Origin of the sequence: Sphingomonas sp. Ant H11 (assembly GCF_000797515.1) — a bacterium.
Taxonomy (GTDB): domain Bacteria; phylum Pseudomonadota; class Alphaproteobacteria; order Sphingomonadales; family Sphingomonadaceae; genus Sphingomonas.
This window is the reverse complement of record NZ_JSBN01000031.1, coordinates 115,067-128,538: the sequence shown is the minus strand read 5'-3', so window position 1 is coordinate 128,538 and position 13,472 is coordinate 115,067. Positions and strand designations below refer to the sequence as shown.

At 61.8% G+C, this 13,472-nt stretch carries 12 protein-coding genes and 3 pseudogenes; 5 read left to right on the top strand and 10 right to left on the bottom strand.

From position 1 onward, the window contains the following. The 5 genes and pseudogenes from NW75_RS07740 to NW75_RS23630 form a co-directional block, all read left to right on the top strand. Positions 1–370: pseudogene (locus NW75_RS07740) on the top strand (P-type conjugative transfer protein TrbL); the annotation flags it as partial. Between the two features lie 2 nt (positions 371–372). After that, positions 373–1,056 carry a conjugal transfer protein TrbF gene (gene trbF, locus NW75_RS07735; protein WP_006022580.1) on the top strand — a complete coding sequence of 228 codons (684 nt, stop codon included), beginning with the start codon at positions 373–375 and terminating at the stop codon, positions 1,054–1,056. Next, a pseudogene (gene trbG / locus NW75_RS23635) lies at positions 1,053–2,118 on the top strand (P-type conjugative transfer protein TrbG). The gene trbF and the pseudogene trbG overlap by 4 nt, the downstream one beginning before the upstream one ends. Positions 2,119–2,228: 110 nt before the next feature. Then, positions 2,229–3,371, top strand: a complete 1,143-nt coding sequence (locus NW75_RS07725; protein ID WP_080655011.1) for a TrbI/VirB10 family protein — start codon at positions 2,229–2,231, stop codon at positions 3,369–3,371. Position 3,372: 1 nt separating this feature from the next. After that, entirely contained in the window at positions 3,373–3,612 is a 240-nt protein-coding gene (locus NW75_RS23630; protein ID WP_006022577.1) for a DUF2274 domain-containing protein, read from the top strand. On the opposite strand, the gene NW75_RS07720 is transcribed toward NW75_RS23630, so the two are convergent. From NW75_RS07720 to mgtA, 10 genes and pseudogenes are all read right to left on the bottom strand, one after another. After that, positions 3,545–4,504, bottom strand: coding sequence for a LysR family transcriptional regulator (locus tag NW75_RS07720; RefSeq protein ID WP_024343196.1), 960 nt, complete (start codon positions 4,502–4,504; stop codon positions 3,545–3,547). The genes NW75_RS23630 and NW75_RS07720 overlap by 68 nt on opposite strands. 312 nt (positions 4,505–4,816) lie before the next feature. Next, the gene (locus tag NW75_RS27710; protein WP_331386018.1) at positions 4,817–4,999 is read right to left on the bottom strand and encodes a response regulator transcription factor; all 183 of its coding nucleotides are present in this window, start codon (positions 4,997–4,999) and stop codon (positions 4,817–4,819) included. Next, positions 4,944–5,450, bottom strand: coding sequence for a response regulator transcription factor (locus NW75_RS07715; RefSeq protein WP_331386017.1), 507 nt, complete (start codon positions 5,448–5,450; stop codon positions 4,944–4,946). Before NW75_RS07715 ends, NW75_RS27710 begins: the two co-directional genes overlap by 56 nt. Further along, positions 5,450–5,782: a sensor histidine kinase gene (locus tag NW75_RS26120; protein WP_443024447.1), complete on the bottom strand. Its 333-nt coding sequence runs from the start codon at positions 5,780–5,782 to the stop codon at positions 5,450–5,452. Before NW75_RS26120 ends, NW75_RS07715 begins: the two co-directional genes overlap by 1 nt. 203 nt (positions 5,783–5,985) lie before the next feature. Beyond that, positions 5,986–6,201, bottom strand: a pseudogene (locus NW75_RS28180) (PAS domain-containing sensor histidine kinase); the annotation flags it as partial. A gap of 86 nt (positions 6,202–6,287) precedes the next feature. Then, positions 6,288–6,515: a hypothetical protein gene (locus NW75_RS25010; protein WP_197057750.1), complete on the bottom strand. Its 228-nt coding sequence runs from the start codon at positions 6,513–6,515 to the stop codon at positions 6,288–6,290. Between the two features lie 90 nt (positions 6,516–6,605). Next, the gene (locus tag NW75_RS28175) at positions 6,606–6,773 is read right to left on the bottom strand and encodes a hypothetical protein (protein WP_443024446.1); all 168 of its coding nucleotides are present in this window, start codon (positions 6,771–6,773) and stop codon (positions 6,606–6,608) included. Continuing rightward, on the bottom strand, positions 6,722–7,303 hold the full coding sequence (locus tag NW75_RS07705; protein WP_197057749.1) for an MgtC/SapB family protein: 582 nt from the start codon (positions 7,301–7,303) through the stop codon (positions 6,722–6,724). The genes NW75_RS28175 and NW75_RS07705 overlap by 52 nt, the downstream gene beginning before the upstream one ends. A gap of 87 nt (positions 7,304–7,390) precedes the next feature. Then, the gene (locus tag NW75_RS07700; protein WP_024584639.1) at positions 7,391–9,457 is read right to left on the bottom strand and encodes a carbohydrate porin; all 2,067 of its coding nucleotides are present in this window, start codon (positions 9,455–9,457) and stop codon (positions 7,391–7,393) included. 656 nt (positions 9,458–10,113) lie between these two features. After that, positions 10,114–12,861, bottom strand: coding sequence for a magnesium-translocating P-type ATPase (gene mgtA, locus NW75_RS07695; protein ID WP_197057748.1), 2,748 nt, complete (start codon positions 12,859–12,861; stop codon positions 10,114–10,116). Positions 12,862–13,472: the final 611 nt, after the last annotated feature.

The following is a 13,472-nucleotide window of genomic DNA, read 5'->3' as shown; positions in this document are numbered from 1 at the left end:
CGGCCAGGCCGGCGCATCCGGCGTCGCGTCGGGTCTTGGCAGTGTTGCCAGCACCGGCGCGAAGGCGGCCGTCTCACCGCTGAAGCGCGCAGCCGGTCGTGCCGCCGACAGCCTGAAGCAGAGCTATCAGGCCGGTGGCCAGGCCGCGACGGAGATCGCCACCGGCGCATCCGGTGCTGCGACGACCGCCACCGCGGAGGCCGCATCTCCCGGAGCTGCGTCTTCCACCAGCGACGGGCCGCCGGCCTGGGCGAAACGCATGAAGCGCTCGCAGCAGATGTCCCATGGCGTTCAGGCCGCCGCCCACGCCGTGCGTAGCGGCGACAGCCATGGCGGCGGCTCCTCCGTCAACCTCTCCGAAAGCGACTGACCATGTTCAAGCGACCATCCACCCACTACGGCAAAGCCCCTCAGCCCGAGACTCCCTATCAGCGCGCCGCTCAGGTCTGGGACGATCGCATCGGCTCCGCCCGCGTGCAGGCCCGTAACTGGCGCTACATGGCCTTCGGATCATTGGCCCTCGCGGGCGGCCTTTCGGCCGCGCTGGTCTGGCAGTCCGCCAACGGCTCGATCGTGCCTTGGGTAGTGCAGGTCGACCGGCTCGGCCAGGCGCAGGCGATCGCGCCGGCGACCGCCGACTATCAGCCAAACGATCCGCAAATCGCCTTCTACCTCGCGCGCTTCATCGAGCAGGTCCGCTCGATCCCGTCCGACGCCATCATCGTGCGGCAGAACTGGCTGCGCGCCTACGACTTCACGACACAGGGTGGCGCGCTCGCGCTGAACGATTATGCGCGCGCCAACGACCCCTTCACCAAGGTCGGCAAGCAGCAGATCGCGATCGAAGTGTCGTCGGTGATCCGCGCCTCGCCGTCGAGCTTCCGCATCGCCTGGATCGAGCGACGCTATCAGGACGGCTCACTGGCCTCCACCGAACGCTGGTCCGCGATCCTCACCGTCGTCGTGCAGCCCCCACGCGACGCCGACACGCTGCGGAAGAACCCACTCGGAATCTACATCAACGCCATCAACTGGTCGAAGGAGCTTGGACAATGACGCCCGCACTCCGCAAAGCCGCCCCTTGGAGTGCAGGCTCCCGGCTTTGCTCATCCACGTAGTTCCGGTTTTCCGCAAATCCGCTTTGCCGGGAATCTTGCTCGCCGGTTCGGCGCTGGCAGGGTGCGCCACTCACACCCCGCCGCCGGAGATTTCCTACGACAATGCGGTGCCGGCTGTGCAGACCTCCGATCCGCCAGCGCCCGTCCGGGTGGTGGAGCTTCCCAAACCGCTCCCGCTGCCTGGTCAGTTGAAGCCCATCGGCAAGGACGGCAAGCCCGAGCCGGAACCGTCCGATCCCGCCGCGCGCGTCAACCAGGCCAATGCCGCAGCGCGCGTCCAGCCCGTCCGCAACGGCTTCATCAACTCGATGCAGGTCTATCCCTTCGTCGATGGCGCGCTCTATCAGGTCTACGCCTCGCCGGGGCAGATCACCGACATCGCGCTTCAGCCCGGCGAGCAGCTCGTCGGCTCCGGTCCTGTCGCCGCTGGCGACACAGTGCGCTGGATCATCGGCGATACCGAGAGCGGCGTTGGCGCGGCCAAGCAGGTCCATATCCTCGTGAAGCCAACGCGGGCCGAGCTGATGACCAATCTCGTCATCAACACCGACCGGCGCACCTATCACATGGAGCTGCGCGCGACGCCATCGACCTATATGGCATCGGTGTCTTGGCAATATCCGCAGGACCAGCTCATCGCGCTGCGCCGCCAGAACAGCCAAGCCGAGGCCGCGCAGCCGGTGTCGGGCGGCATCGATCTCGCCCGTGTCAATTTCCGCTACGAGGTGACCGGCGACCGCGCACCGTGGCGGCCGCTGCGCGCCTTCGATGACGGCAAGCAGGTGTTCATCGAATTCCCCCGCGGCATCGGACAGGGCGAGATGCCGCCCTTGTTCGTGGTCGGACCGGAGGGCGACACCTCCGAGCTGGTGAACTATCGCGTGCGCGGCAACTACATGATCGTCGATCGACTGTTCGCCGCCGCCGAACTGCGGTTCGCGCGGGCAAGAACCAGAAGCGTGTCCGCATCTCCCGCACCGACGGGAGGCCGGCATCGTGAGCGACGAACGCGATCCCGAAAAGGAGGAAGGCCGGACGCCCGGTTCGGCGCCCCAGCCTCAGCCGACCGACGACGACGCTCGGCCGCTGACCGGCGAGCCGGCCGCGACCATGCGGCTGCGCGCCGAGCCGCCGCGTGTGACCCGCCTGTCCCGCAAGGTGCTGGCCGGTCTGGGTCTTGCGGCAAGCCTCGGTGTCGGTGGGGCGCTGATCTATGCGCTCCAGACTCGTCACAGCGGCCAGGGTCAGGAGCTTTACTCTACGGACAACCGCTCGACACCGGACGGTCTGGCTGGATTGCCGAAGGATTATTCCGGCGTCCCGAAGCTCGGCCCGCCGCTGCCCGGCGACCTCGGTCGCCCGATCCTCAACGCGCAGAACGGTGGCACAGTGCCGCCGATCGGCGCACCGGCATCAGGTCCGACGGGACCGAGCCCCGAGGAACAGCGCCGGGCGCAGGAACTGGAGGCGGCTCGGACCGCACGGCTGTTCGCATCCACCGAGACTCGGCCCGCTACGGCTGGAGCTTCGACACAGCCGACTGCGACCGCCACGCCGTCGGCCGATCTCGCCAGCCTCGGCCTTGCGCCGCAGCCAGCGACACCCTCCGCGCAGGATCGTCAGCTCGCATTCCTCAATCAGACGCCCGACAAGCGCACTGTCTCGCCGGATCGCGTTGCCGCGCCAGCGTCGAAGAACGTCCTGCAGGCCGGCGCCGTCATCGCGGCCGCGCTCATCACCGGCATCCGCTCCGACCTGCCGGGTCAGATCACCGCACAGGTGACGGAGAACATCTATGACAGCCCGACCGGCAAGATCCTGCTTGTGCCACAGGGCACGCGCGTTATCGGCCAGTATGACAGTGGCGTCGGCTTCGGTCAGAGGCGCATACTTCTCGTCTGGAACCGGCTGATCTTCCCCAATGGCCGCTCCATCGTTCTGGAGCGTCAGCCTGGTGCGGACGCCGAGGGCTATGCGGGCCTTGAGGATGGCGTCGACTATCACTGGGGCGAACTGTTCAAGGCCGCTGCACTTTCCACGATTCTGAGCATCGGTGCGGAGGCGGGCTCGTCTGGCCAGGACAGCGATATTGTGCGGGCGCTGCGACAGGGTGCCTCCAATAGCGTCAGTCAAACCGGCCAGCAGATCGTCCAGCGCCAGCTCAACATCGCACCGACCCTCACCATCCGGCCAGGCTTGCCCGTCCGCGTCATCGTCACCCGCGATCTCGTTCTCGAACCCTACGGAGGCTGACATGACCAAGCTGAAATTGGGAGCGATCGTCGACGACAAACCGGTGAAGGTCACGGTGGAGTTACCGGCAAGCCTGCATCGCGACCTAACGGCCTACGCAGAAATTCTCGGCCGCGAAGCGAGGCAACCGCCGGCCGATCCCGTTCGCCTCATCGCTCCGATGCTGGAGCGGTTCATAGCCACGGATCGGGGATTTGCGAAAGCGAGGAAGTCAAAAGAACTGCCGAAACCGTCTGAATGATTGTGGCGGCAGCCGAGCGCGACATTGAACGCGCAAGACTGAGGAGGCGGCGCCAGGCCGGGTTATCATTCCGCGGCGACCACACCGCGCAGAACGGCAGAACCTCGCCGGCAAGCTGCCGATAGGCAGTTCCCGGAAACTGAGCCGCCGTCCCGGCCTCGCTCATGACCGTGACGCCTTGGCCGATCGCCACAAGCGACAGGAGATTGTCCCTCCCGACGTATTGGGTATCGATTTCTGGGTGACGCCCAAGATCGGCGAGGCGTTGAACCAAATAGTCGTGAATTTCCGATCCAGGGGCACCGTCACTTACAATGAATCTCTCGTCCACAAGATCACGCCAGCCAAGCTCCGATTTCTCAGAGAGAGGATGATCGCTGGGAAGTACGGCGAATACTCGCTCGGACCAAAGTTGCTCTGTTTCACAGTCCGACCACTGTGTGGTTCCCGTGATAAAAGCCACATCGAGTTGAAGTCGCCGGATCGAGGCAACGTGATCCGCAGGATCGCCGTCAAAAAATTCGACCCGTACACTTGCATGCTCCTTGCCGTAGGCTCCCAGCAGATCGGACAGGAATCCAGACGCGAGCGACGAAAAGATGCCGACCTTGATATGCCCCCGCTCGGAGCGACCTATGGCGGCCACATCCTTCGCGCCGCAGTCGATCTGTTGAAGTGCTTTGCGTGCTCGACGCACAAACTGCTGTCCTGCCAACGTCAGGCAGACGCCGCCGTTGTGCCTCTGAAATAGGGAAGCGCCGAGTTCGTCTTCGAGATCGCGAACGCGACGGCTGATCGCCGATTCCTGTATTCCCAAGGCCAAGGCCGCCTTTCGGAAGCTGCCATATTCGGCCGCCGCAAGAAAATACCGGATCTGGCGGAATTCAAGCATCGGTCAATTGCGACCGAGATCTATTCGAAATGATTCCTGGCCTCGCGACGGTCCATCGTCCGCTCGTTGCGAGCATCGCTCTGTAAGCACCATCTACCACGACCATCGCGCCCCGACCGCAGCTAAGGCAAGACCTCCCGATTCTCACCCTAGAATAGACGGCTACAGACGCTCATTGGCCGATGATCTTATATAGATTCGATATACCAACGTATCTTCGAAATATACCGTGTTCTGAAAGGGGGGGGGGTGGCACGCCCGCGCAGATCGCGCACCAGTTCGCGGTGCAGGGGCTCTCCTCTCAGTCGAGATTCAAACGCTCAAACTGTCCGACATTCTAACAAGGTCAATAATCGTCTTGGCCTGCATCTTCTGCATGAGATGGCTACGGCGAACCTTCACCGTGATCTCGCTAACATTCAGGTCGGCGGCGATTTGTTTATTGAGGAGGCCCTTTACAACGAGCTTGAAAACGTCTCGTTCGCCGGGCGTCAATGTCTCCCAACGCGCATTCAAATCCAGCGAACGCGCTTCGCTCTCGCGCCTTCGCCGGTCTTTTTTCGATCGCTTGTTGGATAGCATCCAGCAGGTCTTGGTCGCGAAACGGCTTGGTCAAGAACTCGAAGGCGCCATTCTTGATGGCGTTCACGCCCATCGTGATGTCCCCATGTCCCGTGATGAATATCGTCGGCAGATGAATGCCGTATTCAGGCATTTGCCGATGAAAATCGATCCCGCTTTGTCCGGGCATTCTCACATCGAGCAGCAGGCAGCCGGGCGCGTCCGGCATGGAGCTTTCCAGAAATTCGGCAACCGAGCTATACGAGCGCACCTGTAGCCCAACGGATGCGAGCAAATCTTCGAGCGCGGCGCGAACGGACCGATCGTCATCGATGACATAGACGATGGGCTGCGGCCGCGAATCCGCCGTCGGTTCATTTTTCATCAGGCTGCCTCCATGTGGCGCGGCAGGCGCACCTCAAATACGGTCCCGCCTCCAGGGACTGGAGCCGCGGAAATCTGTCCGCCATTCGCTTCAACGATCGTCTGACTGATGGTAAGGCCAAGACCCATGCCTCCCTCTTTCGTCGTCCAGAAGGCGTCAAAGAGGTGCTCACGAGCTCCCGGCGCCAGACCGGTGCCGGAATCGGCCACCGCGAGAACGATCGCATCCCGTCCATCCTGCGAGGCGGCAATTCGCAGACGACGCTCGGGCAATGCGCGGTCCGACATCGCCTCGGTCGCATTGAGGACGAGATTGCTGATGACCTGCTGGATCTGGACCCGATCGGCAAAAAAACGCGAGGTAGGCCGTCATGCAGGTCCAGTTGCAAGGCGACGCCGCCACGCTCGATCTCGCCGCGCGACAAGGTCGCGATTTCCATGACAGCTTCCCTGAGGTCGAATGGTTGTCGGCGCGGCGCCTCGCCCTTCGAAAGGGCGCGAATGCGCGCGATGACCTGGCTTGCCCGGTTGGCATCGCTGACGATGCGGTCGAGCGCGAGGCGGGCCTTGTCGAGATTTGGCGGCTCCTGGGCAAGCCATCGGGTGCACGCGCCGCCGCTGGCGACGACGGCAGCCAGGGGCTGGTTGACTTCGTGCGCGATCGACGCCGACAGTTGACCGAGCGTCGTGACCCGCGCAATTCGCAAAAGCCGATCGCGCGCCTCCAGCGCCTCGGCCTTCGCAGCCACCATCCTTAAACTGAGATAGGTTGTAACGCCGATCGCAACGATACTAATCCCGGTATTGACGATGCCGACCTCATACGCACCGGAGTGGGTCAAGAAAAACTGATCAGGGTCAGCGCGACACAAATGCAAGCGAGGGCCACTACAGCCGTGCCAGACAAGATGCGTGTCGCAACGAGAATGACCGCTGTGTAGAATACGGCCGCTGCGATGGCGTAGTCCGTGACCGTATCGGCGATAAAAATGCCGGCCATCGCAACGCCCATCGCGATCAACGTCAGCGCCGATCCGGGACGTATATCATTGGCGATCTTGAGCATTGTTCACCTTCTCGATCAACTTACCTACTTTCAATATTCTTCCCTGGAGAATCTACTCCGCCGTGTACCTAGATAACTATTGCTTCTCGGTCACTCGCCTGGCTCGAACCGCCACCGAGCAGATGTTACCAGCGGCTCCAGACTGAGACGACCGATAATCTGTTCCAAAAGGCGATCCTGCCGAGTGTCGGCTCGCACTGTCGCGCTCACCTGGACTCGGTTTGTGTCCTCGATATTCGTGCTTTCGAGGTCGCGGATGTGCAGCGCACCGGCGAGATCGCGAAGAAGAAGCGCCCGAACATGCGCCTCAGCTCTCCATGGCAGATGATGCTGATCGCATATGCGCTGTCCAACGGGCTTGCGGCGAATGACTGGCGCTCAACGAGGCGCACGAGCGGGCGCAGAACTGCGTTGACGGCGATGACGAACGTCGTCGCAATCAATGCATGAAAGAAAAATCCGGCCCCACACAGCGCGCCGATCGCGGCGGAGCACCACAGCGTCGCGGCGGTGTTGAGCCCGCGCACATTCAACCCTTCCTTGAAGATGATGCCGGCGCCCATAAAGCCGATGCCGGAAACAATCTGGGCCGCAACGCGCGTCGGGCTCGCCTCGCCGGGGAACAGCCCGGCAAAGAGGACGAAGATGGCCGCGCCGAGCGCGACGAGGGTATTGGTTCGCAGCCCGGCCAGGCGCTGGCGCCATTGCCGTTCGAAGCCGATCAAGCCGCCAAGAAGGAATGCGCCCCCGAGCGTGAGTGCGGTGTGGCCAAGGCTTTGCCAATCCATCTGAATGTGTTCCCATCTCGTTGCGTCGGTCGCGCCCTCCCGAGGCGCAAGCCCGCGCTATTGCTGGAATTGCCACTCCACTCGCTGTCAGAATTCGGCGTGGGCGCGAAGCGACAGAATCGAGGCTGGTCCGCGGTCGGCGTTGTAGGCGGGGTTTGCAACAAACTGATAGTCGAAGGTGACGGTGCTCCAGCCGTTGACCCGCAAGGCGTAATACGCCTCGACGATCGACTCGTGGCCGTAGCGCAGTCTCCCATCACCGATCAGCAACCCCGTGCCTCCGGCGGCGAGGAAGTTACGATGTGCACTCGAGAGGCCGTTGACCGCAGCACCGACTCCGATCGTGTCCGCAGGCCGTCCCCATGCAGAACCCTTTAGGGAGAAACCACCGGAAATGCTGCGGTCGATGTCCGTGAAGGAGAGGATTTCGGTGCGGCCGTCGTTCCAGCTTGCACGGGCGAAAAGCCCGAGGTCAGCTGTCAAAGCCTGTTCGATATTTCCATAAAAGCCATACTTATTCTGATTGCGGCGCAGGGCCGTCATCGCATCGTTGATATCTGTTTGAGGGCTCGCTTGCGCGAGGTTGATAGCGTCGCGATACGCGCCGGTGTAACCACGGTTGATGAAAGCGCCGATCCGAACCTTACCCGGCTGCCCGAACAGGCTGTGCCGTTCCTCGAACTCGACGGCGCCACCGCCGCCCCCATTGAAGACCAAAACATCACTGTTCGGCTCCCTGGGCACTTGGAAGGCCCCGGCTCGCACAGCCCAATCCTTACGATTCAGCTCGATGACCGCACCGCGCGTCATGCCGGGAAGGTCGGCGGGGAAGTCATAGGCCCCCGACGACCAGATTGCCCAATTCATGAAATCCGCGCGCGGATCCTTGGCATAGGCATTCGCGTCGAAGAAATCGCCAACCGCGAAACGACCAACCGTGACAGTGACGCGATCGATATCGCGTCGCCCCGCCAGTTGCAGGGGGCCGTCTGCGACATCCTCCTGCTCGCCACCAAGACCGAATGTCTGCTGAAGATAGTAGCGCTGTGGCCGAAATTTCGGAAATTCAGCGCCGCCTTTTTGCGCTTCTCCATTTGGAAAGCCTGCGAGTCCGAGCGTCCCGTTCAGCCCGAAGCCTTGGGCTAGCTCGGGATTGAAATAGAACGCACCACCGTCCCAAAGCCTCACGCCAAGAAATGCGTCCGCGGTCCACGTCTCACGAACTTGCCCACCACCGGGCAGGCTGGCGCTGGAAGCGTAGGGGGAACGAATCGCGGGATAGCCTTGGGCGATGAATGTGGTCTGGCCATGAATATTCCAGTCCGGCGACATTTCGACAGTTGCCGGTGGTCTTGGGAGTGTCGAGGCCACATCGCCCAGTCGGTAGTTCAGGCCAAGCGTGAACCTCTGGGTTCGGGGGCGGACGGACACATCGCGCAGTCCGGCACCATCGAGTCGATAGGTCGAGGAAGCCAGATCGAGGTAGTCGTACTGGACGCGTGCCGTCCATGGTCCGCCCAAGGCCATTTCGACACCTGCGCCTGCCGTCCACCCAGCGTGCCAGCGCCCCAGTTTTGACAAAACGCTGCCGTCATCGCCATTGATGTCGACGTTCGTTCGTGTCCAAGCGAGGCCTCCCGTTGCATAGGGGAGGAATGGGCCAAAAGCATAGCCGATCCTGCCACGCACCGTCCCCACGACATCCAGGGATGTGTTGAAGGGAGCCGGTATCCGTCGCGTCTCATCGGGCGGGCTCACAAAAGTGACATCGGCTTCCGCGCCGAGCACCCAACGATCGCTGGCCTGAAAGTTGTAGCCTCCCTGAAAGCCGCCGATCATTCCTGTCACCGTAGGCGGCAGGCCAACGGACTGATTCAAGACGGGGTTCGTTCCCGGGCCAAGGCTGCCAGCCCCGAAACCGGTGTGTCCGCCAAAATAGACGCCCGACCAGTCGGGCCCGCCCGATTCCACCTTATTGTCACGCGAGGCCCCCGGTGCCTTCGTTGGCATCGCCAGGATGGGTTGCGGTCCACTAGTGTTGAGCCGTGCCGCATCCGGATGGCCGGGAGTCGTTTGAAGTTCTTGCGCGTGCGCTTTGGTTACCTGAAGAACCGCTACAAGACCGAGCGCCAGCAAGTAGAAAGCGATCACCATCAGTCGGCAAAAAAAAGAACCCGACGACGCCTGAAAACCTTCAGTCCGGTGGTGATAGTGAAATTGGGAAGTCCGTGGGTCGTAAAATAAGTCATGGGCTACTCCTGGCGTCGGGTTGCGAGAGCGCCCGGCGCCAATAGCCGCGAGCTGCCCTCCTAGTTTTCTCGTGAATTCAAGCGGCGCGAGTTGTTGGTCGCGCCGCGACTAGATGGGTCGTCCATTTGAAGCTCCTTGCTGATCGAAGTCCGGTTCAGGTCCGGGCCTCGTGCTTTGGTTCCATGCAAGCGATCGTTTTGCGCTTGTGTGGCTCACCAGCGGCAACGCCGCATTCGCGATATCGCCGCTCTGTTCAACCGTGCGCCGCAACGCAGCAGGAATCTGAGCTTGAAACCGTCCAGCAGACGGCGACGAGCAAGGTGAACGGCCGCATGCGTCACGAACATCGCCAAAACCGCCAAAGCCCAACACAAACGTCTGTCCAACCGATTCCGAAGCGACGACCTGGCATCGCCCGGCTCGCGATTGTGGGGCGGACGCGGCGCTTGTCGCCTCGGCGGTGGCGGCCCTTGTCGCGGGCAGTCTCCAGCCTGCGGCGGCGCAAATCTCAGGATCAACGGTGATGTGGACATGATCAGGACCTCTCATGCGCTTGGCCGTCAGAACCATTGTCCGAACCGGCGGATGTAGACGGTCTTCATCAGTTGAGCGACGAGGCAGTAGCAGAGCAGCGTTCCGGCCAGCCACGGGAAGTAGGCGATAGGCAGGGGCTGCAATCCGATGGCTGCTCCCAGCGGAGAGAACGGCAAATAGATCCCCAGTACGCAGATGACGCTCGACATCAGCAAGACCGGCAAAGCCGCTGTGCTGTTGACGAAGGGAATCTTCTGGGTACGCAGCATATGGACCACGAGCGTTTGAGAAAGCAGGCCCTCGATGAACCAGCCCGACTGAAAGAGCGATTGATGCTCCGGGCTATTGGCGGCAAAGACGAACCACATCAGAGCGAACGTCGTGATGTCGAAGATCGAGGACGTCGGCCCGATCCAGATCATGAAACGACCGATATTCTTGGCATCCCACTTCCGCGGTTTGCTGAGAAACTCCTTGTCCATGTGATCCCAAGGCAGCGCCAATTGGGAAATGTCGTACATCAGGTTTTGCACGAGCAAATGGATCGACAGCATCGGCAGGAACGGAATGAATGCGCTCGCCACCAGCACTGAAAACACGTTTCCGAAGTTCGAGCTGGCGGTCATGTTGAGGTATTTCATGATGTTGCCGAAGGTTTCGCGCCCCTTCAGCACACCCTCCTCAAGAACCATCAGGCTCTTCTCGAGCAGGATGATATCGGCCGACTCCTTCGCAATATCGGCGCCGCTATCGACGGAAATGCCGACATCGGCATCGCGCAGCGCCGGGGCGTCATTGATGCCGTCACCGAGAAATCCGACGGTATGACCGTTAGCCTGAAGCGCCTGCAATACACGCGACTTCTGGAGCGGAGTGAGCTTCGCGAAGATCGTCCGCTCCTCGACCAAAACGCGAAGCGCGGTGTCGTCCAATTTTTCTATGTCGCGCCCGAGTACGGCTTGGCCCGGTTCAAGTCCTACTTCACGGCAGATCTTGGCACTCACGACCGCATTGTCGCCCGTAAGAACCTTGACCTTGACGCCATGCTCCGCGAGCGCAGCGATTGCTGGTCCAGCCGTCTCCTTTGGCGGGTCGAGAAAAGTAAGGAACCCCTGAATCGTGAGATCGGCTTCGTCCGCGATGGCATAATGCGTCTTGGCCTCGGACGCCACAAACCCTCGGGTGGCGACGACCAGCACACGGAATCCGTCCTCGTTGTACGCCCGAGCCATCGCAGCCAGATTCTTGCGCTCAACGTCACCAAGGCGGATCAGATCTTTGCCTCTTCTGACGTGCGTAGAGATCGACAGCATCTCCTCAACCGCGCCCTTGCAGATGAGCAAGTGATCTCCGTCCTCGCCCTCGACGACCACTGAGAGTCGGCGGCGCACGAAGTCGAACGGAAGTTCATCGACTTTTCGGTAGCTCGCGGCCGTGTTCGTGATGGCTGGCTCCGCCCCGGCGAATCGCACGACGGCCTGATCCATCAGGTTCTTCACGCCGCTCTGGTGGTAGCTGTTCAACCAGCCCAACCGGAGAACGTCAGCGTTGGGTTGCCCGGTAACGTCGACGTGGTGCTCCAGAATGATCTTGTCCTGAGTCAGCGTGCCGGTCTTGTCCGTGCAGAGAACATCCATCGCGCCGAAGTTCTGAATGGCGTTGAGTCGCTTCACGACGACTTTGCGCCGCGCCATCGCTACGGCGCCCTTCGCGAGGTTCGAGGAAACGATCATCGGCAGCATTTCGGGGGTAAGTCCGACGGCGACGGCAAGGCCGAACAACAGCGCTTCCACCCAGTCGCCTTTGGTCAGGCCGTTGATGACAAAGACGACAGGAACCATGACGAGCATGAAGCGGATGAGCAGCCAGCTCACACTGTTGATGCCGCGATCGAACGCCGTTTGAGCGCGCGATCCGACGATCGCCTTGGCTAACGATCCGAAATAGGTGCGAGCACCCGTGGCAACGACAAGCGCGGTCGCCGTGCCGCTCACGACGTTGGTGCCCATGAAGCAGACGTTGGGCATGTCGAGCGCGTTCATTTCGCTGGACGCTACGCTCGCCGCGGACTTCTCGGCGACAGACCCGAGCGTGTCATACTTCTCAACAGGGATGGCCTCACCGGTGAGCACTGCCTGGCTCACAAACAGATCGCGGGATTCGATCAGCCTCACGTCTGCCGGGATCATATCCCCTGCTGAAAGACGCACGATGTCGCCGGCGACGATCTCTCGCATCGGGATTTCGAATGCTTCGGGATTTGACGTTGCCGATCCTCGACGAAGAACCGTCGCCGTCGTGCGGACCATCGCCTTCAGAGCTTCGGCCGCAGCGCTCGATCGGTACTCCTGAACGAAGCGCATCAAGGCGCTGGCAAGCACCATCACGATGATGATGGTGACTTTTGTCGGATCCGCATCCTCGCCATGTTGAAGCCGAAGCCAGATGTCCGTTACAGCGCTGATCCCAGCCAGGATCAGCAGCACTGCAATGAACGGATTCTTGAAAGCGCCAAAAAACTGAACAACCGCTGGCAGGCGTCGCTCTTGCGCAACCTCATTGGGGCCGTCTTTTGCCAGCCGTTCGATCGCATCTCGGGCAATCAGGCCGTTGCGGTCGCCTTTGACGTTTTCGAAGGTGTCATCCAACCCATTCTGGGCTTCACGGACCGCCTTCATCGACAGCTTGCGTTCGTCTTTTCCGCGCGGCTTGAGAGCCGCCTTGAGGATGGGGGCATTCATTGGATGAATCTCCTGCCGCAAGCGCGAGACCATGCGCCTCTCGGCACGGTCTTCGGCGCTTGGGGTCTTGGTCGGCTGAGGGGATAATGAAACCGATGCATCTTCACGACGCTCGGCATTCGGACCGCGCTTGAGCAGCGCAGCCGCTCTTCACCAGGGAGGGTCCGCACCTTCGCGCGACCGTGCGATTCTGCGCGAGTACGGATTGCCGCCCCGGCGGGGGTGAAGCCCGTCCAGGCCGGCGGACACCAGAACCATCGCCGTGCTGGCCTTATGCAGCGTGAGGGAATGCATCACACGCCTCACGCCGCAAAGCGACCATGCTGGTAAACTGCAAGAAGGAGTCCGGCGCGCTCGATCAATCGGCGCAACCCGCCGCCCGTGTCTGGTTCGGCGTCAAGCATCCAGATGCATTCGAGCCGACCGGTCTCGCCATTGACACGCCACGCCGCGACCAGTCGAGTCCGGTTCGTGCGGGGAGACTTCGTGAAAGGACGGTCACGCTCGCATCGCGGGTCGGCGAATGCGGGATTGCGTTTCGGCGAGGCGATCCGCGAAACGCGGAGCGAAGCCGGCAGAGTAAAAAAATTGGAGAGTCATGTCTCACCTCCGTGACGAGCCGCTCGGCCGTCACAGGCGAGACT